The organism is Micromonospora aridisoli (assembly GCF_056150025.1).
On the sequence record NZ_JAXCFK010000001.1, the window covers coordinates 342,906 to 366,220 of the forward strand.

Consider the following 23,315-nt stretch of genomic DNA (forward strand, 5'->3'; position numbering starts at 1 on the left):
TCCTCGCGCCGCACTACATTGGCCTGGTGCGTATCGCTCGTTTCGCTCATGCCAAGGGAATGTCGTTCGGTGTCGTCGAGGGGGAGCCGGAGGCGGGCCCCCAGGGGCTCACCATCGCCGAGATCTCCGGTCACCCGTTCGGCCAGATCACCTTCAGCGGCGTCCGCTGGGCGTTGTCCGACGTCCGGTTGCTGTCGCCGATCCTGCCCAGCAAGGTGGTCTGCGTCGGCCGCAACTACGCCGAGCACGCCGCCGAACACGGCGCCGAGGTGCCGAAGGAGCCGCTGCTGTTCCTCAAGCCCTCGACCTCGGTCATCGGCCCCCGGGACGCGATCCGGCTTCCGGAGTTCAGCAAGCAGGTCGAGCACGAGGCCGAGCTGGCGGTGGTGATCGGCGCGCCGGGCGCCCGCCGGGCGGACCGGGCCGCCGCGGAACGGGCCATCTTCGGCTACACCTGTGCCAACGACGTCACCGCCCGCGACCTCCAGCGTTCCGACAGCCAGTGGACCCGGGCGAAGGGGTTCGACTCGTTCTGCCCGATCGGGCCGTGGATCACCACCGGGCTGGACGTCACCGACCTGGAGATCCGCTGTGAGGTGGGACGCACGCCGGAGGAGATGGAGGTACGCCAGCTGGGCCGGACCCGGGACATGGTCTTCGACGTGCCGGCGCTGGTGTCCTACGTCTCACACGTGATGACGCTGCTACCCGGTGACGTTGTGTTGACCGGTACTCCGGCGGGGGTTAGCCCGCTCACGGACGGGGATACGGTCAGCGTCCGGATCGAGGGGATCGGCGAGCTCACCAACCCGGTGGTGTCGCCGGCCTGAGCGACGTTTTGGCAGCTCAGGGGCGTTTTGGGGAAGTCGATTTGGCCTGTCGGTGCCGGGAGGGTAGAGTTTGATCCCGGCGCCGCAAGGGGCCAATGGGGTATGGGGTAATTGGCAGCCCGACTGATTCTGGTTCAGTTAGTCTAGGTTCGAGTCCTGGTACCCCAGCGCAGCCGAGATTCGTCACGAATCGAGGTCGCTGGATTCTGTTGGAGTTCGGCACCGGTGCACCGCGAGGGGCTCGGTCACGAGGTCTGGTAGAGTTCGGCGGCACCGCCTGACAGGTGGTGCCGCGATGTTGTGCCTGGCCCCGTCGTCTAGCGGCCCAGGACGCCGCCCTCTCAAGGCGGTAGCGCCGGTTCGAATCCGGTCGGGGCTACAGATCCGGCCCGTCCCACTTCGGTGAGGCGGGCCGTTTGTCGTACGTGGGATGTCGTCGCCCCGCTCGTGGACCCCTCTGCGGCACCGTACGGCGGCGTCGTTAGACTACTGCCGCACCACCCGCGAGGGCTGGTGAACAGGAAAGTACCTGGCCCCGTCGTCTAGCGGCCCAGGACGCCGCCCTCTCAAGGCGGTAGCGCCGGTTCGAATCCGGTCGGGGCTACCACAGGCCGTCACTCGACCGCCCCAACACCCTTTCCCGCCCAGTCGTCCCTGTGGCGCCTCATCGCGCGGTTGATCATGAACTTGTTGCCCCTGTGTTCGGCGTGTCATGGCAACAACTCCATGATCAACCCTGTTCGGCGGGGTGGGGCGGGGTGGGGTGGGTGGGTGGGGGTTAGAGGCCGGAGAGGCGTTGGCCGGCTCGGACGACGGCCATGGCGTGGCGTTCGCCGGGGCGGCGGCCTAGGCGCTCGATGGGGCCGGAGATGGAAATGGCGGCGATGACCCGGCCGGTGCGGTCGCGGATCGGTGCCGAGACGCTCGCCACACCGGCCTCGCGTTCCGCCACGCTCTGCGCCCATCCCCGGCGGCGTACCTCGGCGAGGGTGCGGCCGGTGAACTTCGACCGGGGCAGCAGTGGCATCACCGCCTCGGGCGGCTCCCAGGCGAGCAGGATCTGCGCCGCCGACCCGGCGGTCATCGGCAGCACCGAGCCGACCGGCACGGTGTCCCGCAGTCCGCTGGCCCGCTCGGCGGCGGCCACGCAGATCCGCTCGTCCGCCCGGCGCAGATAGAGCTGGGCGCTTTCGCCGGTGGCGTCCCGTAGTGCGGCCAGCAGTGGCTCGGCCGCGGTCAGCAGCACGTCTGGGGCCGCGTTCGCCAGTTCGCCCAGGCGCGGGCCGGGACGCCAGCGACCCTGGGTGTCCCGGACCAGCATCCGGTGGATCTCCAGCGCCTGCGCCAGCCGGTGCGCGGTGGCCCGGGGCAGCTTGGTGCGTTCAACGAGTTCGGCCAGGCTGGCGCCGTCGACACAGGCGGCCAGGATGACCACCGCCTTGTCGAGAACGCCGACACCGCTCATACTGTGTCCCACAAGCCGAAATTTACCTCCCAGAATTTAGGATGTCCAGATGGTGGGAGTCACTCCTGAGCCGAGGACCCTGGCCGAGAAGGTCTGGGACGCGCACGTCGTCCGGTCCGCCGATGGTGAGCCCGATCTGCTCTTCATCGACCTGCACCTGCTGCACGAGGTCACCAGCCCGCAGGCGTTCGACGGACTGCGCATGGCCGGCCGCCGGGTCCGGCGTACCGACCTCACCCTCGCGACCGAGGATCACAACACCCCGACCGGGTACGCCGATCCCTCGTTCCAGCAGCGCCGCGGCGACCTGCTCACCATCGCCGACCCCACCTCCCGCACCCAGATCGAGACGCTGCGGCGCAACTGCGCCGAGTTCGGCGTACGGCTGCACCCGCTCGGCGACGCCAACCAGGGCATCGTGCACGTCATCGGCCCGCAGCTCGGCCTCACCCAGCCGGGCATGACCATCGTCTGCGGCGACTCGCACACGGCCACCCACGGCGCCTTCGGCGCCCTGGCGTTCGGCATCGGCACCAGCGAGGTCGAGCACGTGCTGGCCACCCAGACGCTGCCGCAGGCCCGGCCGAAGACGATGGCGGTCACCGTCAACGGTCAGCTTGGCCCCGGCGTCACCGCCAAGGACCTGGTGCTGGCCCTGATCGCGAAGGTCGGCACCGGCGGTGGACGCGGTCACATCGTGGAGTACCGGGGCGAGGCGATCCGGGCGCTGTCCATGGAAGGGCGGATGACCATCGCCAACATGTCCATCGAGTGGGGCGCCAAGGCCGGCATGATCGCGCCGGACGAGACCACCTTCGCGTACCTGAAGGGGCGGCCCAACGCCCCCAGCGGCGCCGACTGGGACGCGGCGCTGGAGTACTGGCGGACGCTGCCCACCGACGAGGGCGCGACCTTCGACGCCGAGGTGACGCTGGACGCCGCTGAGATCACGCCGTTCGTCACCTGGGGCACCAACCCCGGGCAGGGCGCACCGCTGGGCGGGGCGGTGCCGGATCCGGAGGAGTTCGTCACCGATCCGGAGCGGGCCGCCGCCCGTCGGGCCCTCGCCTACATGGATCTGCGCCCCGGCACCGCGTTGCGCGACGTCGCCGTCGACGTGGTCTTCGTCGGCTCGTGCACCAACGGGCGCCTGGAGGACCTGCGCGCCGCCGCCGACGTGCTGCGCGGCCACAAGGTGGCCGACGGGGTACGCATGCTGGTGGTGCCCGGCTCGGCCGCGGTGCGGGAGGCCGCCGAGGCCGAAGGGCTGGACAAGGTCTTCACCGATGCCGGCGCCGAATGGCGCTTCGCCGGCTGCTCCATGTGCCTGGGCATGAACCCGGACACGCTCTCGCCGGGGCAGCGCGCCGCCTCGACCTCCAACCGGAACTTCGAGGGCCGCCAGGGCCGGGGCGGGCGTACCCACCTGGTCAGCCCACCGGTGGCCGCCGCCACCGCCGTCATCGGCCGGCTGGCCGCTCCCGCCGACCTGTAGAGGGGCTGCGACAGATGGACAAGTTCACCGTGCACACCGGCACCGCCCTGCCACTGCGTCGGTCCGACGTGGACACCGACCAGATCATCCCCGCCGTGTACCTCAAGCGGGTGACCCGTACCGGATTCGCCGACGGACTGTTCAGCGCGTGGCGCGAGGACCCGGGATTCGTTCTCAACGATCAAGCTTATGCAGGATCGTCGATTCTGGTGGCCGGCCCCGAGTTCGGCACCGGGTCATCGCGGGAGCACGCCGTGTGGGCGTTGCGGGACTACGGCTTCCGAGTGGTGATCTCGCCACGCTTCGGCGACATCTTCCGGGGGAACGCGCTCAAGGAAGGGTTGCTTCCGGTAGAGCTGGAATTGAAAGCCGTCGAAGAAATCTGGCACATGGTCGAGGAGGATCCGACCACCCAGGTGACCGTCGACCTGACCGCCCGCGAGGTGCGGGCCGGCACCGCCAACTGGTCGTTCCCGCTCGACGACTTCAGCCGCTGGCGGCTGATGGAGGGCTTGGACGACATTGGACTCACCCTCCGCCACGAGGACCGGATCAGCGCCTTCGAGGCCCGCCGGCCGGCCTTCCTGCCGCGGGTCGCGTAGCCGATCGCCCCGTTCCCCAGCCGATTTCGCCCCCACCGGTGCCACCGGTGGGGGCGAATCCGTTACGACACAAGGGCTTTTTTCCACCGAATGTTTGTGTCCCGCCAGCACAGGGCATACCGTGCGCGCAGAATGGCTCGCGTCGAGTCAGTTGCACAATCAGGAGGAAGTCGTGAACAAGGCCGAGCTCATCGAGGCGCTCGCCGTTCGCCTGGGGGACCGGAAAACGGCGACGGCCGCGCTCGACGCGGTTCTCGCTGAGGTCCAGGCGGCGGTCACCAAGGGCGAGAAGGTGGCGATCACCGGTTTCGGAGCGTTCGAGAAGCGTGTACGGGGCGCGCGAACAGCCCGCAACCCGCGTACCGGGGAGGCGGTGAAGGTCAAGAAGACCTCGGTGCCGACGTTCCGCCCCGGCGCCGGGTTCAAGGAGATGGTGGCCAGCGGCAAGGTGCCGAAGGCCACGGCCGCGGCGAAGAAGACCGTCGGCGCCACCGCCAAGACCACCGGTGCCAAGGCGACCGCGGCGAAGAAGACGACCGCGGCGAAGAGCACCGCAGCCAAGAAGACCACGGCGAGCAAGACCGCCCCGGCGAAGAAGACCACCGCGACCAAGGCGACCGCCAAGGCCGCTCCGGCGAAGAAGACCGCTACGAAGAAGGCCGCCCCGGCGAAGAAGACCACCGCGGCGACCAAGGCGACAGCGGCCAGGAAGACCGCGACGGCCAAGAAGGCTCCGGCGAAGAAGGCGCCGGCCAGGAAGGCTGCGACCCGGCGCTGAGCCGGTCGTACGACGAGGGCGTCCGCCGTCACGGCGGGCGCCCTCGTCATGTCCGTCCGACCACCGCCCGGGTGGAGAACCGTTGACCGGTACGGGAGCCGGCCCCGACAATCGCCGCACCACCCCTCGCCGAAAGAGAAACCGTGTTGAGTCAGCGTCGTCTCGGCACCGCCACCCTGGCCCTGGGTCTCGTCGTCCTGACCGACGTGCTCCGGGTGTTCCTGCCGTCGGTCATCACCATCTTCGGCCAGGCCGCCTCGACCCCGGCCGAACTGCTCGGCGCGTTCGCGCTCGGCTGGTTCGTGCTGGCGTTCGCCGCACCGGTCCTGGTCGCCCGGGTCGGCGCCGCCGCCGTCGGTGTCGCGGCGGTGCTGGCGCTCGGCGCCGCCCGGCTCGCCCTCACCGCCGCGCCCGGTGACCGGGCCCAACTGTGGTTGGCCACCGCCGGCCTGCTCGCCGGTCTGGTCTGGTTGGCCGCCACCGCCGTCCGGGTCACGCATCCGGTGCCGGGGCTGGCGCTGGGGCTGACCGGGGGCGCGCTGGTCCACGCGTTGCTCGGCACGTACGACCTCGTGTGGTGGCAGCAGTGGCCGGCGTGGGTGGCCAGCATGGTGCTGGTGGCGGCGCTGCTGGCGACCGAGACGGCGTTCGGTCGCCTCCACGACACCGCCCAGCCGTTCGACGGTCCGGCGTCATCCAGCAGCCGGGCCTGGCTGCTCGTCGGGCCGGCGCTGCTGCTCGGCGGCATGGTCGCGTTGTCGCCGGCGGTCGCGAGCACCGCGATGTCGTTCTGGTACGGCGAGGCCGGCACGGCCACACCCCCGCCGTTCGCGCTGGCCCCGCTGGGCGTCGCGGCACCACTGTTCCTGCTCGGTGCGCTGGTCCCGCCGCGCCGCCGGTGGCGGGCGCTGCCGCCGGTCCTGCTGGTGGCCGGGGCGCTGGTGTTCGGCTACGCGCCGACGACGTTGCTCATCCTCGCCATCCTGCTCAGCGCGGCGGGCCTGGGTGGTTGTCTCGCCCTGGCCGGTGCCGCGCCGGCGGCACCACAGGTCGCCCGGACCGGCGCGGCGTACGCGGCGGTGGCCGGCATGCTCGTCTTCGCCGTCGCCGCGGTGTTGTACTACGCCGCCTACGACCTCGGCTACCCCAACCGGTGGGTGCCGGTCGTGGTGGCGGTGCTCGTCGGCCTGGTCGCGTCGCGTGGGCCCCGGGAGCCGCAGCCGGTACCCGCGTCGGGGCCTGCCGGGTGGCGGTTCGCGGTAGCGGCCGCCCTCGTCGCCCTGGCTGCGGCCTGGCTGCACGGGCCGTGGCTGGTGTCGAGCAACCGGGACGGGCCGCCGGAGCGGGTGCGGCTGGTGGCGTACAACATCCGGATGGGCTTCGGCCTCGACGGCCGTTTCGATCTCAGGGCCCTGGACCGGGCGGTCGGCCGGGCCGATGTGGTGGTGCTCAGCGAGGTCGACCGGGGTTGGCTGCTCAACGGTGGCCACGACACCCTGCACCTGCTCGCCGCGCGGCTGGGGATGCCCTACGTCTTCGCGCCGGCCGCCGACCCGCTGTGGGGGGACGCGGTGCTCAGCCGCTGGCCGGTGCAGCGGCCACGCACCCGCCCGCTGCCCGCGGTGGGCGCGCCCACCGGGGCGCAGGCGCTGGGCGTCACGGTCGACCTCGGTGACGGCGTACGCCTGGCCGTGGTGAGCACCCACCTGCAACCGCCGCCCGGCGCGGACCCGGTGGTCCAGGCGCGCGCCGTCGCGGGCTTCGCCACCGGGTACGCCGAGGGCGCGCCGCTGGTGGTCGCCGGTGACTTCAACACCGAGCCGGGCGACCCGGCGTTCACCGCGCTCACCGACGCCGGCCTGGTCGACGCGTTCGCCCCCGCCCGCCCCCTGCCGACCAGCCCGGCCGACGATCCGCGCGAGCAGATCGACCACGTCTTCGTCACACCCGACCTGATCGCCGCCGACCCGGTCGCGGTGCCGAGCACCGCCAGCGACCACCTGCCGGTCGCCGTCACCCTCACCCTGCCCACCCGCTGAACAGCGGTGCGGCCGTCGACCGGTCCCGGTCAGAGGCGGTCGGCCGCGACCAGCCGCTCGCCGGCGAAGGCGAGCAGCCAGCCGCCGCCCTTGCCGGTGGTGAAGTCACCGCACCGCCCCGTCAACCGCTCCAGGGCACCCGGGATCACCTTGCCCTGACTGCACACCGCCGCCGGCTCCCCGGCGGCGGCCAGTGCAGTCAGGCGCGCGGCGGCGGCCAGCACACACTCGTCGGGTTGCTGGCCGGCGCTCGGCTCGTCCAGGTCGCCGCAGACCTCGATCGGCAGGTCCAACGACGCGGCGGCCGGATCGAGGGTCTGCACGCACCGACGCGCCGAGGCGGAGAGCAGCCGGGCCGGGCGGATCAGCCCGATCAACGGGGCCAACGCCTGCGCCTCGGACCAGCCACGGGCGTCCAGCGGTCGTCCCGTGTCCGGGCCGGTCCAGGCCAGCCGCTTGCCGGCGTGCCCGTGCCGCACCAGCACCAGCGTCGCGGTGACCGGTGGCAGGGCCGCGAACGCGGCGAGGACCTCCGCGTCGTGCGGATAGCTGACCAGGGCCACCGCGTCGTCGACGCCCAACCAGCGGACCTCGTCGACCTCCGTGTCCGGCTGGAAACCGCCGGTGCCCACGGCCCGCATCGACCAGTAGTCGACCACCTTCAGCCGGCCTTCGCTGCGGTACTGCACCGACGGCAGCCGCAGCTCCGGTGCGGCCTGTGCGTCGGCCTCCTCGGCGACCTCCCGGGCGGCGGCGGCCAGCGGATGCTCGCCCGGCTCCAGCTTGCCCTTGGGCAGCGTCCAGTCCCCGTAACGGGGGCGGTGCACCAGACACACCTGGACGCCGTCCGGCGGCGTCGATCGCCACACCACGCCCCCGGCCGCCCGGATCGCGGTCACGCCAGCCACCGGGTCCGGCGCCGTCGGCTGGCTCGCCGCCAGGCGTACGGGAAGTCCGCCCGCGCCCGTCGCACGGCCGCCCGCTCGCGTTCCAGCAGTCGGCCCGCGACGACCGCCAACTGGTGGTCGTCGGGTCGCGCCTCGGCCACCGTCCGCCAGGTCTCGGCCGCCACCGCCGCGTCCTGGTGCTCGCCGAGCAGGTTCTGCACCTTCGCCAGCGCCCGGGCCAGCTTCGCCGCGTCCCCGCCGAGCACCGGCGCGACCGCCGTCACCGCCGAGCGGGCCTGCTTGCCCTGTTTGCGTACGGTGTGCCACTGCTCGTCGGGCCCGGCCGGATGTAACGTGGCGACGCCACCCGGTTTCTTCGTCGTCCCGGCCAGCCGTCGCCACGGGCGGGCCACGAGTCGGGGCAGCACCCGCCGGGCCGGCGTGTCCGCCCGGGGCGTGAGGCGCGGCGCGCGGGCCGCCAGCACCAGCGCGTCCACCAGGGCGAGGTAGCGCGGTGAACGCAGCGCCTCGTCGACCCCGGCCAGCGCCTCCTCCTGCCAGTCGGCGAGCACCGCGTCCAGCCGGCCGACCGCCGCCGGGTCCACCGGGCTGACCGGATCGGCGGCGGCGGTGCGCCGCAACCGTTCCCGCAGCACCTCAGCGTCGCGGGCCGCCCCCAGGGCGTCCGCCAGCCATTTCAACTCGGCTCGCAGCGGCCGGGCCCAGGCCGGGCGGACCAGTGGGCCGAAGGTCTTCAGGTCGCTGCGCAACCGTCGGCAGGCGACCCGCATCTGGTGCACGGCGGTGTCGTCGTCGCCGACCGGTGCGCGCAGCCGGACCAGCGGGTCGTGCGCCAGCAGCCGGCCCGCCTCACGCCGTATCGCCTCGGTGACCACCGCCGCCGCGCTGGGTTCGGCCGGCAGCTCAACTGGAGCGACCAGATCCGGTTCGGCGGTGGCCGCCCGGCCGAGGGCGCGTACGTGCTTGGGGGTGAAGTCGCCGCCCTGGGCGCCGGCGTCGGCCAGCAGCTCGGTGAGCCGGTCGAGCAGTGCGGCGTCGCCGGCCTTGCGCTCCACCTCCACCTCGCGGAAGGTGCTCGTGGCGGCGCCCTCGGCATCGAGCACGGTGACCTGGTCGTCGACGACCTCGGCCAGCACCCGGCCGGCGTCGTCAACGATCTCGTGGGCGTGCCGGACGGTACGCACCACCGCCGCGGGGACCAGCCGGGCGCCGCGGTGGAAGACGGTGACCAGCTCGACCAGGTCCGCCGGTACCGCGTCCATACCGCCGGGCCGGGAGATCTCGTGGCGGACGCCGGGGCTGTCGGTGGGCAGCTTCACCGTCCACGGCAGCTCGTCCCCCTGACGGTGCCGCAGCGAGACGCCTGCTCGGGCCAGCCGCAGGTCCACGGTGTCGTGGTAGGTGGCGACGAGGGTGGCCGGTGCCAGCGACCGGACGCTCCCCGAACCCGGTACGGCGGGGGAGAGATCGGGCAGCAGCCACCCGGGCTCCACCGTGAACTTCCGTTCCTCCTCGACCATCAGCTCAGCCTATTCCCGCCCGCTCAACCGGCCGTGCCGCCGACGCGGCGCAGCAGCAGGTCCTGAAGGTGGCTCAGGGGCGTGTCGGAGGTGCCGGTCCGCCTGGTCCAGCTGCCGTCGGCGGCCAGCTCGAACGCGTCGACATCGGGGCTCATCGCGGCGCCGAGCACGTGGTCCAGCTCGGCCCGGGCCACCGGGTCGGTGACCTGGACCAGTGCCTCCACCCGCCGGTCCAGGTTCCGGTGCATCAGGTCGGCCGAGCCGATCCAGAACTCGGCGTCCCCGTTGTTGCCGAAGCGGAAGATCCGGGAGTGCTCCAGGAAACGGCCGAGGATCGAGTGCACCCGGATGTTCTCCGACAACCCGGGCACCCCGGGGCGCAGGGTGCACATTCCTCGGATTATCAGGTCCACGTGTACGCCGGCCTGGGAGGCCCGGTACAGCGCGTCGGTGATCTCCTCGTCGACCAACGAGTTCACCTTGAACTGCACGAGGCCGGGCATGCCCAGGCGGACATGGTTGATCTCTCGCTCGATCCGCTCGATCAGGCCGCTGCGGATGCCCTGCGGTGCCACCAGCAGCCGCCGGTACGCGGTCTGTCGGCTGTATCCGGTGAGCACGTTGAACAGGTCGGTCAGGTCCGCACCGATCTCCGGGTCGGCGGTGAGCATGCCGAAGTCCTCGTAGAGCCGCGCGGTCTTCGGGTGGTAGTTGCCGGTGCCGATGTGGCAGTAGCGGCGGATCTGGTTGCCCTCCTGGCGTACCACCAGGGCGGTCTTGCAGTGGGTCTTGAGACCGACCAGGCCGTAGACCACGTGGCAGCCGGCGCGTTCCAGGGTGCGCGCCCAGCCGATGTTGGCCACCTCGTCGAAGCGGGCCTTCAACTCGACCAGCACCACCACCTGTTTGCCGGCGGCGGCGGCGTCGACCAGCGCGTCCACGATCGGCGAGTCACCGCTGGTGCGGTAGAGCGTCTGCTTGATGGCCAACACGTTCGGGTCGGCGGCGGCCTGCTCGACGAAGCGTTGCACGCTGGTGGCGAAGGAGTGGTACGGGTGGTGCACCAGCACGTCGCCGTCGCGCAGCGTGGCGAAGACGCTGCGTGGCACCTCGCCCTCGGCGAGCCGGGGATGGGTGGCCGGAACGAACGGCGGGTCCTTCAGGTCGGGTCGGTCGGCCTCGCCGTACAACTGCCACAGCGCGGAGAGGTCGAGCAGGCCACGTACCCGCAGCACGTCCTGCGCGTCCATGTCGAGTTCCCGGACGAGCAGCTCCAGCATGTGGTCGGAGATCGAGGCGGCCACCTCCAGCCGGACCGGCGGGCCGAAGCGGCGCCGGGCCAGTTCCCGCTCCAGCGCCTGGAGCAGGTCCTCGTCCCGGTCCTCGTCGACCTCCACCTCGGCGTTGCGGGTGACCCGGAACAGGTGACACTCGACCACCTGCATGCCGGAGAAGAGCTGACCGAGGTGAACCGAGATGAGATCCTCCACCGGCAGCATGCGTACCCCCGGCTGGTCCCGGTCGACCCGGACGAAGCGGGGCACGTTGTTGGGCACCTTCACCCGGGCGAACAGCTCCGGTCCGCCGTCCGGGTCGCGCACCGCGACGGCCAGGTTGAGTGACCGCCCCGAGATGTACGGGAAGGGGTGGGCCGGGTCGACCGCCAGTGGGGTGAGCACCGGGAAGATCTGCTCCCGGAAGTAGGTGCGCAGCCGCTCCCGCTCAGCGTCACCGAGGTCGGACCAGCGCAGCACCCGGATGTCCTCGGCGGCGAGCTTCGGCAGCACGTCGTCGACGAAACAGGCGGCGTGCCGGGTCACCAGGGTGGCCGCCTTCTCCGAGATCAGCGCCAGCTGGGTACGCAACGGTAGCCCGTCGCCGCCGCGCACGGGCAGCCCGGCGGAGAGTCGGCGCTTCAGCCCGGCCACCCGCACCATGTAGAACTCGTCGAGGTTGCTGGCGAAGATGGCCAGGAACTTGGCCCGCTCCAGCAGCGGGGTGCGCTGGTCCTCGGCCAGGGCGAGGACCCGGGCGTTGAAGTCGAGCCAGGACAGCTCCCGGTTGAGGAACCGGTCCTCCGGCAGCGGGTGAACGGGCACCGGCGTGTCGGCGGGCCGGGGCAGGCCCGGCTCCGACACCGGGTCCAGCACCTCCTCCAGCCCGGCGGAGGCCGCTGCCGAATCGGTGTCCGAGGCGTCGTCGAGGGTGGGGTTGGTGCTGCGGAACCGCCCGTCGGTCCCCCTGGGGCGACCTCCGTTGCGGCTCGTGGTGTCGTCGGTGGCGGCGGGGCTGGCGGGGCGTTCGCGAGGGGTGCTCACCCGCTCATAATCACCCGAACTCGGTTAACGCAAAATGAACTTGGGGCGGGTTGTCACGACATCGTCGGCAGCGTCACGCGTACGACGCCGCCGGAGGCGTCGGTCTCCACGCTGACCCGCTGGCCCAGGCGGAGCAGCCGCAGTCCGGAGGCGTCGAACGCCCGGGCCGGGAAGGACAGTTCGGTGCCGTCGTCGAGCAGCAGCAGCCCGCTGCGGGTCGCCGCGTCGAAGGTCGCCACCGTGCCCTGCATGCCAGCACCGTACCGCGCTCGGCCGGGGAGACCCTGCCGACCTCCCCGGCCGAACTCCGTGATCGGGCGGAACCGGCGAGCACCGTGGTTCAGGTCGACGAGGACCCGGTGAAGCAGCCCGCGGCCAACGCCGCCGTGCGCGGGCCCAGCCCGAGCCGCGCCGCGGCGGCCAGGTCGTCGGCGGTGTCCACGTCGCGCCGCAGGCTGGGCCAGTCACCGGTGAGCGGGTGGGCGCCGCTGGCCGTGTGCGCGGCGGCCGATCCGGTTCCGAAGCGCGGGTCCAGGGGTACGCCCGGCGGGGCGGCCAGCAGCACGGTGCCGGTACCGGGGGCGTCGGCGACGAACCGTCGTACCCCCGACGGACCGGTCAGCGTGGTGTGCAGCGCCGCCGTCAGCTCAGCCGGGCGCAGGGCGGGCAGGTCGGCGGTGAGCCCGACCACCCAGCCGGCCACGCCCGCCGCGCCGTTGCGGAACGCGGCGTTGAGCCCGGCGTCCCCGACGTCCGGCAGCACCCGGGCGCCCGCGAGCCGGGCCGTCTCGGCGACCCGGGCGTCGTCGGTGACCACCCGCACCTCGGCCACCCCGGGGCAGGCCCGCACCGCCGCCAGCGTGTCGGCGACCAGCGCGAGGGCCAGCTCCTCGTGGGGTACGCCCGGCACCCCGCCACGCAGCCGGGTCTTCGCGGCTGCCAGGCGCTTCACCGGCACCACGACCGTCCAGGGCTGTGTCACACCTGCCATCCTGCCAGCCGGGCAGCGGTACCCTCACTGGCCGTACCCGGGGCGAGCAGGCATGATTTCGGCTGCGGACCTCACCGGGCTTCTCCGGTGGGCGGGTCGGGGCGGGCACGAGGAGGCACGGTGGGTCGGCGGAGGCTGGGGTTCTGGCAATGGTTCGCCGTGGTGCTGGTCAAGCCGGTGATGACCGTCTGGACCCGACGCACCTGGCGGGGGATGGAGCACCTGCGCCAGGACGGACCCGTGATCGTCGTGCCGAACCACATCTCACACGCCGATCCGCTGGTCTCCGCGCACTTCGTGTACGACGCCGGGCGGTGGCCGCAGTTCCTCGGCAAGGCGAGCGTGTTCAAGGTGCCAGTGATCGGCTGGATCCTGCACCGGTGCCGCCAGATTCCCGTCGAGCGGGGTTCGGTCGACGCGGTGAAGTCGCTGGACGCCCTGATCAAGGCGCTCGACGAGGGCGGGGCCGTGATCATTTATCCGGAGGGCACCACCAGCCGGGAACCCGATCTGTGGCCGATGAAGGGCAAGACGGGCGCGGCCCGGCTGGCGCTGGCCACCGGCGCCCCGGTGGTGCCGCTGGCGATGTGGGGGCCGGAGCGGATCTTCGATCCGCGCCGGGCCCGGATCAACCTGCGGCCCCGGATCCCGGTGACCGTGGTCGCGGGGCCGCCGATCGACCTGAGTCGTTGGGCGGGCGCCACCCCGAGCCGCCAGGTGCTGGAGGAGATGACCGACGTGATCATGTTGCGGTTGCGGGACATGCTCGCCGACATCCGGGGTGGGACCCCACCGCCGCTGTGGCAGCGCGCCGCCCGTCCGCAGGCCGACCGCCAGCGGCCGGAGGCCGCGGCGTGACCGGACAGGTGGCGGTGCTGGGTGCGGGATCGTGGGGTACCGCCTTCGCGAAGATCCTGGCGGACGCCGGCCGGGAGGTGACGATCTGGGCGCGTCGACAGTCGATCGCCGACGTGATCCGTACCGAGCGGCGCAACCCGGAGTATCTGCCCGGCGTGGTGCTGCCGGAGTCGGTCACCGGCACCGGCGACGCCGTCGAGGCGATCAAGGGCGCCGAGATGGTGGTGCTGGCGGTGCCGTCGCAGACCCTGCGGGGCAACCTCGCCGAGTGGGTGGAGCACCTGCATCCGGAGGCCACCCTGGTGTCGCTGATGAAGGGCATCGAGCTGGGCACCACCAAGCGGATGAGCGAGGTGATCGTCGAGACCGCCAAGGTCGCCGCGGACCGGGTGGTGGTGGTCTCCGGCCCGAACCTGGCACCGGAGATCGCCGCGGAGCAGCCGGCGGCCACCGTGGTCGCCTGCACCGACTCCGACCGGGCGACGCTGGTGCAACGGTCGATCACCACGCCCTACTTCCGCCCGTACACCAACGACGACGTGATCGGCTGCGAGCTGGGCGGGGCCGTCAAGAACGTGATCGCCCTCGCCTACGGCATCGCCACCGCGATGGGCTTCGGCCACAACACCCGGGCGATGCTGGTCACCCGGGGGCTGGCCGAGACCGCACGGCTCGGGGTGGCCCTCGGCGCGGATCCGCTCACCTTCGCGGGGCTGGCCGGCATGGGTGACCTGGTGGCCTCCTGCTCCTCCCCGTCGGCCCGCAACCGCACCTTCGGCGAGCACCTCGGCCGGGGCGCCACCCTGGAGGAGGCGCGGGTGGCCACCCGGCAGACCGCCGAGGGGGTCAAGAGCGCGCTGGCGATCCGGGACCTGGCCCGCGCGCACGGCGTGGAGATGCCGATCACCGAGCAGGTCGAGCTGGTCTGCCACGAGGGCGTGGATCCGCGCCTGGCGGTCCAGGCCCTGATGAGCCGCACCACGAAGCCGGAGTGAGCATGGCGGACGAGTACCAGTGGCTCTCGCCGGAGCAGTACGAGCAGGCGTTCCCGGGGCACGGGGACGGCACCCGGTGCGTGCACGCCGGCCTGCCCGAGCCGGCACCGGGCGCACCGTTCCTGCCCGGCCCGGTGTTCGCCGCGCCGTACCACCTCGACCCGTGGCAGGGGCCGTCGGCGGCGCCGAACGGGTACGGGCGTCCGGACAATCCGACCCGCCGGCTGCTGGAGGCGGCGGTCGGTGAGTTGGAGGGCGGCGACTGCCGGGTCTTCGCCAGCGGCCAGGCGGCGATCACCGGGCTGCTGCTGGCGGTGTTGCGCTCCGGGGACACGGTGGTGCTGCCCGCCGACGGGTACTTTCCGGTGCGCGCGTTCGCCACCGACACCCTCGCCGGCAACGGGGTACGGGTGCTGTTCGCGCCGACCGTCGGCCCGTACCCGGCGTTCGACGGGGTGCGACTGGTACTGGTGGAGACGCCGGCCAACCCGGGGCTCGACGTGGTGGACCTGCCGGCGCTGGCCGAGCGGGCGCACGCCGCCGGTGCCCTGCTGGCCGTGGACAACACCACCGCCACCCCGCTCGGGCAGCGCCCGCTGGACCTCGGCGCCGACGTGGTCGTCGCTTCCGGCACCAAGGCGTTGACCGGGCACTCCGACCTGCTGCTCGGCTACCTCGCCACGCGGTCGGCGGAGCTGCTGTCGACGGTCACCGCCTGGCGCACCGCGACCGGTGCCGTGCCGGGCGCGTTCGACGCCTGGCTGGCCCACCGGTCGCTGGCCACCCTCGACCTGCGCCTCGCCCGGCAGACGGCGAACGCGGAGGCGCTGGCCCGGCTGCTGGCCGACCGTGCCGACGTCTCCGGGGTGCGTTGGCCCGGCCTGCCGGACGATCCGGCACATCCGGTGGCCTCGCGACAACTGCGGCGGATGCCGGGGCTGCTCTCCTTCGACCTGGGCAGCGCCGAACGGGTGGCCCGCTTCCTCGACGCGTCCCGGCTGGTCGCCGCCGCGACCTCCTTCGGTGGCCTGCACACCACCGCGGACCGGCGGGCGCAGTGGGGCGACGACACCTCGCCGGGGTTCGTCCGGCTCTCCTGTGGCGTGGAGGACACCGCCGACCTGGTCGCCGACGTCGCGGCCGCGCTGGACGCCGCCGCCTGATGGCCGCACCGGTCTCCGCGGTCGGGTACGACGCCGTGGTCGCCCGGCTGCGCCGGGCCGGCTGCGTCTGGGCCGAGGAGGAGGCCCGTCTGCTGGTGGCCGCCGGGCGCGACCCGGAGGCGCTGGCCGGGCTGGTGGACCGGCGGGTCGCCGGTGAGCCGCTGGAGTACCTGCTGGGCTGGGCGGAGTTCTGCGGCGAGCGGATCGGTCTCGACCCGGGCGTCTTCGTGCCCCGGGCGCGTACCGCCCTGTTGGTCACCGCGGCCGCCCGGGTGACCGGCCCGGCGGCGAACGTGGTGGAACTGTGCTGCGGCTCCGGTGCGATCAGCCGCGCGCTGGCCCGTCGGCTCGCCACGCCCCGGCTGCTGGCCGCGGTAGACGTGGATCCGGCGGCGGTGGCCTGCGCGCGACGGAACCTGGCCGCCACGGGGGTGCCGGTCCTCGCCGGTGACCTCTTCGATCCGCTGCCGGCCGCCTGGCGGGGCGGCCTGGATCTGGTGGTGGCGAACGCCCCGTACGTGCCGACGGCCGCGATCCCCCTGCTCCCGGCGGAGGCACGCCGGTACGAATCCCCTGCGGCGCTCGACGGCGGGTCGGACGGACTGGCGGTGCTGCGCCGGCTGGCCGCGGCCGCGCCGGACTGGCTCGCGCCGGGTGGGCACCTGGTGGTGGAGGTCGGCCGGGCGCAGGTCGAGCAGTTCCGGACGGTACTGACCGAGGCCGGACTGGTGCCATCGGTGGTGCGCGACGACGCCTCCGACGCCACCGCGATGACGGGCCGTCGCCCGGACGACGTGGCGGGTCGGCGGTACGAGAACTAGCCTCACGTCAGGTTGTGACGGCGGGAGGCGGGAACTCGGGTGGACAGCGCGACGGTGGTCGTCGGGATCGACAACGGTGGCACGACCAACAACACCACCGTGCTCACGTTGGACGGGCGGTTCCTGGTCGACCGGTTGGTGGAGACGCCGAGCCGGGTGCAGGACGGTCCGGAGGCGGCGGTGGCGGCCATGTCGGAGGCGTTCGACGGGGTGCTGGCCCGCACCGGAGTGCGGCGTGAACAGGTGGGCGCGGTCGGTCTGGACACTCCCGGTCCGGCGAGCGCGAGCGGTGTCATCTCGTCGAAGGGCTCCACGAACTTCTCCCAGCCGGCGTGGCGCGGCTTCGACGTGCGAGGTGCGCTGGAGCGCCGGCTCGGGTTGCCGGTGGTCTACCACAACGACGGAAACGCGGCCGCGCTCTACGCCCACCACGTGCACTTCGGGGCCGCGGCGATGCGGCGCTCGTCGGTGTCGGCGATCGTCGGCACCGGGCTGGGCGGTGGCCTGGTCGAGACCGGCCGGGTGATCTCCGGTGCGGCGGGCATGGCCGGCGAGCTGGGACACGTGCAGATCCCGCTGACCACCGTGCTGGCGCCGGAGCAACCGGTGCCCACCTGTGCCTGCGGCCTCGCCGGTGACGTCGAGAGCATCGCCTCGCTGACCGCGATCGAGCACAACCTGCTGCCGTACTGGCTGACTCGTTTCCCGGGGCATCCGCTGGCCGGTGAGCCGCCGCGACGCGCCGCCAAGCTGGTCCGGGGCTACGGTGAACGGGGCGACGAACTGGCCCGGGAGATCTTCGCCCAGCAGGCGAGGGCGCTCGGTGCGCTGTTCACCATCGCCGCCAACTTCACCGACCCGCACGCGTACTTCGTGGGCGGCGGGGTGGTGGAGACGGACCCGGAGTTCCGCGACTGGTTCCTGGCCGCCGTGCGGGAGCACACCGTGCTGCGCGTGGAGCAGGCCGCCCTGGCCACCTTCGCGCTGGTGCCGGACCGCGACATGGCCGGTGCCCGGGGTGTCGCGCTGGCCGCACTGGAGGCGGTTCGCGCCCTGCCCACGCCGCCGCCGCTGGTCGGCGACTGACGGCGGCGGAGAAGCTGACCGGGCCGGCGGTGCCCTTACCGGCCCGGTCAGCGGCACTGGGGGTGCGATTCCTCCGTGGCTCAGCGCGTCCGTTCAGCGCGTCGGCGGTGCCTGGGCGAAGGCGGTCCACGCTGCCGGCGGGAACGCCAGCAACGGACCGTCCGGGTCCTTGGAGTCGCGTACGGCGACAGTGCCGGGAACGACGGCCACCTCGACGCAGGCGCCCTCGTCACCGCTGTGGCTGCTCTTGCGCCACCCGGTCACGGCCACCACCGCGTTGGTCGTCGGTGTCATCGGATTACCGTCCCTTCAGGAGTTTGAAGATTGCGTCGCGGCTGGCCGTCGGGCTGAGCGCGACGGTGCGCAGGTGCTCCATGATCTTCGTGCAGGTACGCAGGTCGCCCGGACGGTCGAGGATCATCTGCCCGGCGACCGTCTCCACGGAGGCGATGATCGGGTCCTCCGGGTCGGCGAACTCGAGGATGTGCAGCGAGCCCCGGGTGCCCCGGTGGTAGCCGGCTGACAACGGGATCACCTGGACCGTGATGTTCGGCAGCTCGCTCATCTTGAGCACGTGGCTCAGCTGTCCCTGCTGCGCGGAGTGGTCACCCACCGGTCGCAACAGCGCGGCCTCGTCGAGGATCGCGTCGAAGATCGGTGGGTCCTCCTCGAAGACCCGCTGCTGCCGGTCCAGCCGCATGCGGACCCGTTCCTCGACGTCGTTGTCGCTCAGGGTGTGCGGCCCGCCCCGCATCACGCCCCGGATGTAGTCGGCGGTCTGCAGCAGCCCCGGCACCACCGACGGTTCGAAGTTCGCGATGGCGATGGCCTCGGCCTCCAGCGCGATGAAGTCGATGGTGCGCCGGTCGAGCAGGTACGAGTAGGACACCCACCAGCCCGGCTTGCGCGCGTCCTTGGCGAGTTGCACGGCGGCGGCGACCTCGTCCGCGCCCACCCCGTACAGAGTCAGCAGGGCGCGCACGGTGGCCGGGCTGACCAGGGTCTGCGCGTTCTCGTAGCGGGAGAGTGTGCTGCGGGTGCTGTTGATCTCGTCGGCCGCGGTCTCCAGGGTGAGGCCGGCGGCTTCCCGGTGGTGGCGCAGGGCGATGCCCAACCGGCGGGCACGGGCGGTCTTCGGAGCCATGCATAGATGGTCGCACGTATTTGGGATGCTGTACATGAGAGAACGCCAGTGAGAGTTGCATTCATGCCCATGGAGCTGTCAATCTGTTAGCGCGTCCTCACCGCCGGTTGTCGTGGCGACGGTGGTGGTGAGCGACCGGAGGGGATGGGGCGCGCGGCGGTCGGGTTTTCCCCCGTACCCGACCGCCGCGTGCCACGCCAGTTGGTCGGCCACCGGAAGGGAATCGACGTGCGAACTGGTCAGCGGGTTTTCGGCGAGCGCCGGGGCGGCCGGCGATGACACGTTTCCTGGTGGTGCTGACCGACGTCCGCCCGTACGAGGTGGACGGTCGCAACGAGCGGCTGGCCCCCGAACGCCGCCGGCAGGTGGTCGGCGCGAGCAGCCGCGAGGCCGCCGAGCGGATCGCCGGTGCGTTCATGGCGCTGGGCATGGTGCGGGCCGGCCGGCAGCGGGTCAAGGTGATCGCCATTGGACGCCGGCACGCGTACGGCGAGCGCGAGCTGGCGGGCTGACCAGGGCGGGTCCGGTTACGTTCCGTATACCGCCTGTTGACCGATTGCGGCGGCCCTGCGTTCCCGCCGGGTATCGACTACCCGTGCCCGCCACGCACAGTAAGGTCATCCGGGAGAGCGCCAGCAGTGCGTCCCGGAAAGGTGACCACAGTGACCACCCCAGGCAAGACCCGCGTGGCGATCGTCTTCGGCGGCCGCAGCCCGGAACATGGCATCTCGTGCGTCAGTGCCGGCAGCGTGCTCGGCGCGCTCGATCCGGACGAGTTCGAGGTGGTGCCGGTCGGCATCACCCGGGCCGGCCAGTGGGTGCTCACCAGCGGCGACCCCGCCCAGTTGGCGATCAACGCCCGGCGGCTGCCGGAGATCACCGCGGCGTCCGGCACGGACATCGTGCTGCGCGCCGACCCCACCGGCAGCGGGCTGTTGGTGCTCGACCCGGCGGAGGGGCCCCGGGCGCTCGCCGACGTGGACGTGGTCTTTCCCGTGCTGCACGGCGCCTACGGCGAGGACGGCACCATCCAGGGCATGCTGGAGATGGCCGGCATCCCGTACGTCGGGGCGAAGGTGTTCGCCTCGGCGGCGGCGATGGACAAGGAGTTCACCAAGAAGCTCTGCGCCGCCGAGGGCATCCCGGTCGGCCCGTACGCGGTGCTGCGCAGCGGAACGACCCTCAGCGAGGCGGACAAGCAGCGCCTGGGCCTGCCGGTCTTCGTCAAGCCCTCCCGGGCCGGCTCCTCCTTCGGCATCACCAAGGTCAACGACTGGGCCGACCTCGACGCGGCGATCGCCACCGCCCGCGAGATCGACAGCAAGGTCCTGGTCGAGGGTGCCGTCGTCGGTCGGGAGATCGAGTGCGGCGTGCTGGAGGGCGAGGCCGGTGGGGCGCCGGAGGCGTCCGTCCTCGCCGAGGTCCGGGTGATCGGGGACTACGACTTCTACGACTTCGAGGCCAAGTACATCGACGCGGAGTCCGCCTGCGAGTACGACATCCCCGCGGACCTGCCCGAGCGGGTCACCCGGCAGGTCCGCGACTACGCGGTGCGCGCCTTCACCGCGCTGGACTGCGCCGGCCTGGCCCGCGTCGACTTCTTCGTCACACCCGAGCTTGAGGTGTACCTCAACGAGATCAACACGATGCCCGGCTTCACGCCGACGTCGATGTTCCCTCGGATGTGGGCGGCGGCCGGCCTGGAGTACCCGAAGCTGGTGGACCGGCTCATCCGCACCGCGCTGACCCGCGGGCCCGGGCAGTACTGAGCCCGGCCGGCACCGGGGACGACCTGGGGCCGGGCCGTTCCCGGCCCCGGCGCGTCAGGAGGTGCAGCCGGAGGGCGCCGAGCCGGACGACGGGACCGACTCGACGATGGTGGCGGAGACGGGGGAGGCCCACTGCAGCGCCTCGCCGTAGAAGTGCGGCACCCGCAGGGTCACCGCCGTCTCCCGGTCGACCGTGGTCAGCTCCGTCACGTCGGACCTCTCCACCGCGTACCAGCAGACCGAGTTGACCTTGAAGAGGTGGTCGGTGGGCCCTACCTCGGGCTCGTCGCCACCGCAGGCCACCGTGAGAGCCGGATCGCCGTACGCGGCGTTCTGCTCCGGTCCGGCGCTGACCGGCCGCTGCGGCAGGTCGCGGATCGAGGCGGGCAGCTGCGACAGCAGGGCACGGCAGACGGTGGCCGGGCGCTCGGCCAACGCCGGGGCGGCCATCTCGACCGGCGCGGTCGAGATCGGGCCCGGCGTGGTGCCGGGAGTGGTCGGCGACGACTCCGGTGCGGCGGCGGGCCCGTCGGGTGCGAGGTTGCCCAGCGCGAGCACGCCCACCAGCAGGGCCACCGGCACGGCCACCGCCGTGGCGATCAACGCCTCGCTGCGGTTGGTCCGGTCGGGTGCCTGCGCGTCCGGGCGGTCGGCCTCGGCGACGGAGGATTCAGCTTGCTCGTCCACTTACAGGCGCACCACCGAACACGTGAGGGTACGGGTGATGCCGGGCACCATCTGTACCTTGCTGACGATCAGTTTGCCGAGCTCGTCGACGGTGTTCGCCTCGGTGAGCACGACCACGTCGTACGGCCCGGTGACGGCGTCGACGCGGACCACGCCGGCGAGATCCGCGATGAGACCGGCCACGTCACGTGCCCGGCCGACCTCTGTCTGGATGAGGATGTACGCCTGTACCACGACTCGACCTCCCTCCGTCGCCGCCCGCCAGGCGGCCCGAAGGGAGAAAGTACCTTACGGACCAGGGCTGATCCCGATCGGTGGTCGGGGAGAAGCGGTGAGCGAGCGGAGCGGGGTGTCGACGTGAGTGTCGCGGATGTCGGGGAGTTCGGTCTGATCGACCGGGTGACCGCCCGGCTGTCGTACGGATCCACGGTGCTGCTCGGCCCCGGTGACGACGCCGCGGTGGTCGCCGCGCCGGACGCCCGGGTGGTCGCCACCACCGACGTGCTCGTCGAGGGGCGGCACTTCCGACGGGACTGGTCCGGGGCCCGCGACATCGGGCGGCGGGCGGCTGCGGCGAACCTCGCCGACGTGGCGGCCATGGGTGCCGACCCGACGGCCCTGCTGGTGGCGCTCTGCGTACCGGCGGACGTCGACACCGGCTGGCTGGAGGAACTCACCGACGGGCTCGGGGCGGAGGCCGCCGGTGTCGGGGCCAGCGTGGTGGGCGGGGACATGTCGGCCAGCCCCACCCTGACCATCGCGGTCACCGCTCTCGGCGACCTGGGCGGGCGGTCACCGGTCACCCGGGCGGGCGCCCGCCCCGGTGACGTCGTCGCCCTGGCCGGGCGCACCGGGTACGCGGCGGCCGGGTTCACCGTGCTCTCCCGGGGCTTCCGGACGCCCCGGATGCTGGTCGAGGCGTACCGCCGGCCGGAGGTGCCGTACCCGGCCGGACCACTGGCCGCGCGGCTCGGTGCCACCGCCATGATCGACGTGTCGGACGGGTTGCTCGCCGACCTCGGGCACGTGGCGAGGGCCAGCGGGGTGGCCCTCGACGTCACCCGGGACGCCTTCGAGGTGCCAGCGCAGATGCGCGACGCCGCTCAGGCGCTCGGCGTCGACCCGTACGCCTGGCTGCTGACCGGTGGCGACGACCACGCGCTGGCCGCGACCTTTCCCCCGGCGACGGCCCTGCCACCCGGCTGGCGGGTGATCGGCCGGGTCACCGAGGGCTCCGGCGTGACGGTGGACGGGCGGGAGTTCGACGGGCCGCCCGGGTGGGATCACTTCCGTTGACCGCTGGTGCGGTGCCTCTCCACCCGGGTCGTACCCTGCACAGGTGCCTGAAATCGAGATCCACAAGGTGCCGTTCGACTCCCCGGTGGCCCAGCGGTTGATCGCCGCGACCCTGGCCGACCTGGGTGCCCGGTACGGCGGCAGCGGCGACGAGACCCCGGTCGACGCCAGCGAGTTCGAACCGCCGGTCGGGGCGTTCCTGATCGCCATGATCGCCGGGCAGCCGGTGGGCTGCGGCGGCTGGCGCAGCCACGGTGACGACGGCCTGACCGCCGAACTCAAGCGGATGTACACCGCGCCCGAGGCCCGGGGACGCGGCGTGGCCCGCACGGTGCTGGCGGCCATCGAACGCTCGGCCAGTGAGCATGGCCGTCGTCGGATCATCCTGGAGTGCGGTGACCGGCAGCCCGAGGCGATCGCCCTGTACAAGGCGGCGGGCTACGAGCGGATCCCCAACTTCGGCTTCTACGCCGATGAGCCCGGCTGCCTGTCGTTCGGCCGTACGCTCTGACCGGCCGACTCGTGGGGACATGACGACACCGGCGGGCCC

The 23,315-nt window shown here is 72.6% G+C and carries 24 protein-coding genes and 3 tRNA genes; 17 read left to right on the forward strand and 10 right to left on the reverse strand.

What is annotated here, in order from left to right; genetic code table 11:
* Positions 1-26 precede the first annotated feature (26 nt).
* The 4 genes from SM447_RS01520 (at position 27) to SM447_RS01535 (ending at position 1,437) form a co-directional block, all read left to right on the forward strand.
* Positions 27-830, forward strand: coding sequence for a fumarylacetoacetate hydrolase family protein (locus SM447_RS01520; RefSeq protein WP_474570896.1), 804 nt, complete (start codon positions 27-29; stop codon positions 828-830).
* Positions 831-926: 96 nt separating this feature from the next.
* A tRNA-Gln gene (locus tag SM447_RS01525) sits at positions 927-998 on the forward strand.
* Between the two features lie 138 nt (positions 999-1,136).
* A tRNA-Glu gene (locus SM447_RS01530) sits at positions 1,137-1,209 on the forward strand.
* Positions 1,210-1,361: 152 nt separating this feature from the next.
* Positions 1,362-1,437, forward strand: a tRNA-Glu gene (locus SM447_RS01535).
* Positions 1,438-1,608: 171 nt separating this feature from the next.
* Here SM447_RS01535 and SM447_RS01540 read toward each other — a convergent pair.
* Positions 1,609-2,295, reverse strand: coding sequence for an IclR family transcriptional regulator (locus tag SM447_RS01540; RefSeq protein WP_013284529.1), 687 nt, complete (start codon positions 2,293-2,295; stop codon positions 1,609-1,611).
* 49 nt (positions 2,296-2,344) lie between these two features.
* Here SM447_RS01540 and leuC point away from each other — a divergent pair, with 49 nt between their 5' ends.
* From leuC to SM447_RS01560, 4 genes are all read left to right on the forward strand, one after another.
* Positions 2,345-3,790, forward strand: a complete 1,446-nt coding sequence (gene leuC, locus SM447_RS01545) for a 3-isopropylmalate dehydratase large subunit (RefSeq protein WP_474570897.1) — start codon at positions 2,345-2,347, stop codon at positions 3,788-3,790.
* 14 nt (positions 3,791-3,804) lie between these two features.
* The gene (gene leuD / locus SM447_RS01550) at positions 3,805-4,392 is read left to right on the forward strand and encodes a 3-isopropylmalate dehydratase small subunit (RefSeq protein WP_474570898.1); all 588 of its coding nucleotides are present in this window, start codon (positions 3,805-3,807) and stop codon (positions 4,390-4,392) included.
* Between the two features lie 172 nt (positions 4,393-4,564).
* A complete protein-coding gene (locus tag SM447_RS01555) occupies positions 4,565-5,170 on the forward strand; it encodes an HU family DNA-binding protein (protein ID WP_474571231.1) in 606 nt (201 codons plus the stop codon).
* Between the two features lie 143 nt (positions 5,171-5,313).
* Complete coding sequence (locus tag SM447_RS01560) at positions 5,314-7,209, forward strand: endonuclease/exonuclease/phosphatase family protein (RefSeq protein WP_474570899.1); 1,896 nt, start codon at positions 5,314-5,316, stop codon at positions 7,207-7,209.
* A 29-nt stretch (positions 7,210-7,238) separates the two neighbouring features.
* On the opposite strand, the gene SM447_RS01565 is transcribed toward SM447_RS01560, so the two are convergent.
* The 5 genes from SM447_RS01565 to cofC form a co-directional block, all read right to left on the reverse strand.
* On the reverse strand, positions 7,239-8,117 hold the full coding sequence (locus tag SM447_RS01565) for an NUDIX hydrolase (protein ID WP_474570900.1): 879 nt from the start codon (positions 8,115-8,117) through the stop codon (positions 7,239-7,241).
* Entirely contained in the window at positions 8,105-9,637 is a 1,533-nt protein-coding gene (locus tag SM447_RS01570) for a CYTH and CHAD domain-containing protein (RefSeq protein WP_474570901.1), read from the reverse strand. The genes SM447_RS01565 and SM447_RS01570 overlap by 13 nt, the downstream gene beginning before the upstream one ends.
* Before the next feature lie 23 nt (positions 9,638-9,660).
* On the reverse strand, positions 9,661-11,955 hold the full coding sequence (locus SM447_RS01575) for an RNA degradosome polyphosphate kinase (RefSeq protein ID WP_474570902.1): 2,295 nt from the start codon (positions 11,953-11,955) through the stop codon (positions 9,661-9,663).
* Between the two features lie 53 nt (positions 11,956-12,008).
* Positions 12,009-12,206, reverse strand: coding sequence for a cold-shock protein (locus SM447_RS01580; RefSeq protein ID WP_474570903.1), 198 nt, complete (start codon positions 12,204-12,206; stop codon positions 12,009-12,011).
* 89 nt (positions 12,207-12,295) lie between these two features.
* Complete coding sequence (gene cofC, locus SM447_RS01585) at positions 12,296-12,937, reverse strand: 2-phospho-L-lactate guanylyltransferase (protein ID WP_474570904.1); 642 nt, start codon at positions 12,935-12,937, stop codon at positions 12,296-12,298.
* 129 nt (positions 12,938-13,066) lie between these two features.
* On the opposite strand from cofC, the gene SM447_RS01590 reads away from it, so the two are divergent.
* Genes SM447_RS01590 through SM447_RS01610 form a run of 5 tightly spaced genes read left to right on the forward strand, consistent with a single transcriptional unit; the run spans position 13,067 to position 17,869 of the window.
* Positions 13,067-13,804 carry a lysophospholipid acyltransferase family protein gene (locus tag SM447_RS01590; protein WP_474570905.1) on the forward strand — a complete coding sequence of 246 codons (738 nt, stop codon included), beginning with the start codon at positions 13,067-13,069 and terminating at the stop codon, positions 13,802-13,804.
* Positions 13,801-14,799, forward strand: coding sequence for an NAD(P)H-dependent glycerol-3-phosphate dehydrogenase (locus SM447_RS01595; RefSeq protein ID WP_474570906.1), 999 nt, complete (start codon positions 13,801-13,803; stop codon positions 14,797-14,799). Before SM447_RS01590 ends, SM447_RS01595 begins: the two co-directional genes overlap by 4 nt.
* A 2-nt stretch (positions 14,800-14,801) precedes the next feature.
* Positions 14,802-15,962, forward strand: a complete 1,161-nt coding sequence (locus tag SM447_RS01600) for a cystathionine gamma-lyase (protein WP_474570907.1) — start codon at positions 14,802-14,804, stop codon at positions 15,960-15,962.
* A complete protein-coding gene (locus tag SM447_RS01605; RefSeq protein ID WP_474570908.1) occupies positions 15,962-16,783 on the forward strand; it encodes a putative protein N(5)-glutamine methyltransferase in 822 nt (273 codons plus the stop codon). The genes SM447_RS01600 and SM447_RS01605 overlap by 1 nt, the downstream gene beginning before the upstream one ends.
* Positions 16,784-16,822: 39 nt before the next feature.
* Positions 16,823-17,869: an ROK family protein gene (locus SM447_RS01610; protein ID WP_474570909.1), complete on the forward strand. Its 1,047-nt coding sequence runs from the start codon at positions 16,823-16,825 to the stop codon at positions 17,867-17,869.
* A 93-nt stretch (positions 17,870-17,962) separates the two neighbouring features.
* Here the strand turns inward: SM447_RS01610 and SM447_RS01615 are convergent, their stop codons facing one another.
* Entirely contained in the window at positions 17,963-18,163 is a 201-nt protein-coding gene (locus tag SM447_RS01615) for a DUF397 domain-containing protein (protein WP_474570910.1), read from the reverse strand.
* A 4-nt stretch (positions 18,164-18,167) separates the two neighbouring features.
* On the reverse strand, positions 18,168-19,013 hold the full coding sequence (locus SM447_RS01620) for a helix-turn-helix domain-containing protein (protein ID WP_474570911.1): 846 nt from the start codon (positions 19,011-19,013) through the stop codon (positions 18,168-18,170).
* 275 nt (positions 19,014-19,288) lie between these two features.
* Between SM447_RS01620 and SM447_RS01625 the strand changes: the two genes are divergently transcribed.
* Entirely contained in the window at positions 19,289-19,525 is a 237-nt protein-coding gene (locus SM447_RS01625) for a hypothetical protein (protein ID WP_474570912.1), read from the forward strand.
* A 150-nt stretch (positions 19,526-19,675) separates the two neighbouring features.
* Positions 19,676-20,782, forward strand: coding sequence for a D-alanine--D-alanine ligase family protein (locus SM447_RS01630; protein ID WP_474570913.1), 1,107 nt, complete (start codon positions 19,676-19,678; stop codon positions 20,780-20,782).
* 54 nt (positions 20,783-20,836) lie between these two features.
* On the opposite strand, the gene SM447_RS01635 is transcribed toward SM447_RS01630, so the two are convergent.
* Positions 20,837-21,469, reverse strand: coding sequence for a DUF3515 family protein (locus SM447_RS01635; protein ID WP_474570914.1), 633 nt, complete (start codon positions 21,467-21,469; stop codon positions 20,837-20,839).
* Positions 21,470-21,703 carry an Lrp/AsnC ligand binding domain-containing protein gene (locus tag SM447_RS01640; RefSeq protein WP_013284547.1) on the reverse strand — a complete coding sequence of 78 codons (234 nt, stop codon included), beginning with the start codon at positions 21,701-21,703 and terminating at the stop codon, positions 21,470-21,472. It abuts the gene before it with no gap.
* Between the two features lie 123 nt (positions 21,704-21,826).
* On the opposite strand from SM447_RS01640, the gene SM447_RS01645 reads away from it, so the two are divergent.
* Both SM447_RS01645 and SM447_RS01650 read left to right on the forward strand, forming a co-directional pair.
* Positions 21,827-22,765 (forward strand): thiamine-phosphate kinase, encoded by a 939-nt coding sequence (locus tag SM447_RS01645; protein WP_474570915.1) that lies wholly within the window; start codon positions 21,827-21,829, stop codon positions 22,763-22,765.
* A gap of 43 nt (positions 22,766-22,808) precedes the next feature.
* Positions 22,809-23,276, forward strand: a complete 468-nt coding sequence (locus SM447_RS01650; RefSeq protein ID WP_474570916.1) for a GNAT family N-acetyltransferase — start codon at positions 22,809-22,811, stop codon at positions 23,274-23,276.
* The last annotated feature ends 39 nt before the right edge of the window (positions 23,277-23,315 follow it).

Excerpts from the sequence above, each read along its gene's own strand:
- SM447_RS01540 (WP_013284529.1), bottom strand. The coding sequence starts at position 2,295 with ATGAGCGGTGTCGGCGTTCTCGACAAGGCGGTGGTCATCCTGGCCGCC.
- leuC (WP_474570897.1), top strand. The coding sequence starts at position 2,345 with ATGGTGGGAGTCACTCCTGAGCCGAGGACCCTGGCCGAGAAGGTCTGG.
- leuD (WP_474570898.1), top strand. The coding sequence starts at position 3,805 with ATGGACAAGTTCACCGTGCACACCGGCACCGCCCTGCCACTGCGTCGG.
- SM447_RS01570 (WP_474570901.1), bottom strand. The coding sequence starts at position 9,637 with ATGGTCGAGGAGGAACGGAAGTTCACGGTGGAGCCCGGGTGGCTGCTG.
- SM447_RS01580 (WP_474570903.1), bottom strand. The coding sequence starts at position 12,206 with ATGCAGGGCACGGTGGCGACCTTCGACGCGGCGACCCGCAGCGGGCTG.
- SM447_RS01600 (WP_474570907.1), top strand. The coding sequence starts at position 14,802 with ATGGCGGACGAGTACCAGTGGCTCTCGCCGGAGCAGTACGAGCAGGCG.
- SM447_RS01605 (WP_474570908.1), top strand. The coding sequence starts at position 15,962 with ATGGCCGCACCGGTCTCCGCGGTCGGGTACGACGCCGTGGTCGCCCGG.
- SM447_RS01615 (WP_474570910.1), bottom strand. The coding sequence starts at position 18,163 with ATGACACCGACGACCAACGCGGTGGTGGCCGTGACCGGGTGGCGCAAG.
- SM447_RS01620 (WP_474570911.1), bottom strand. The coding sequence starts at position 19,013 with ATGGCTCCGAAGACCGCCCGTGCCCGCCGGTTGGGCATCGCCCTGCGC.
- SM447_RS01625 (WP_474570912.1), top strand. The coding sequence starts at position 19,289 with ATGACACGTTTCCTGGTGGTGCTGACCGACGTCCGCCCGTACGAGGTG.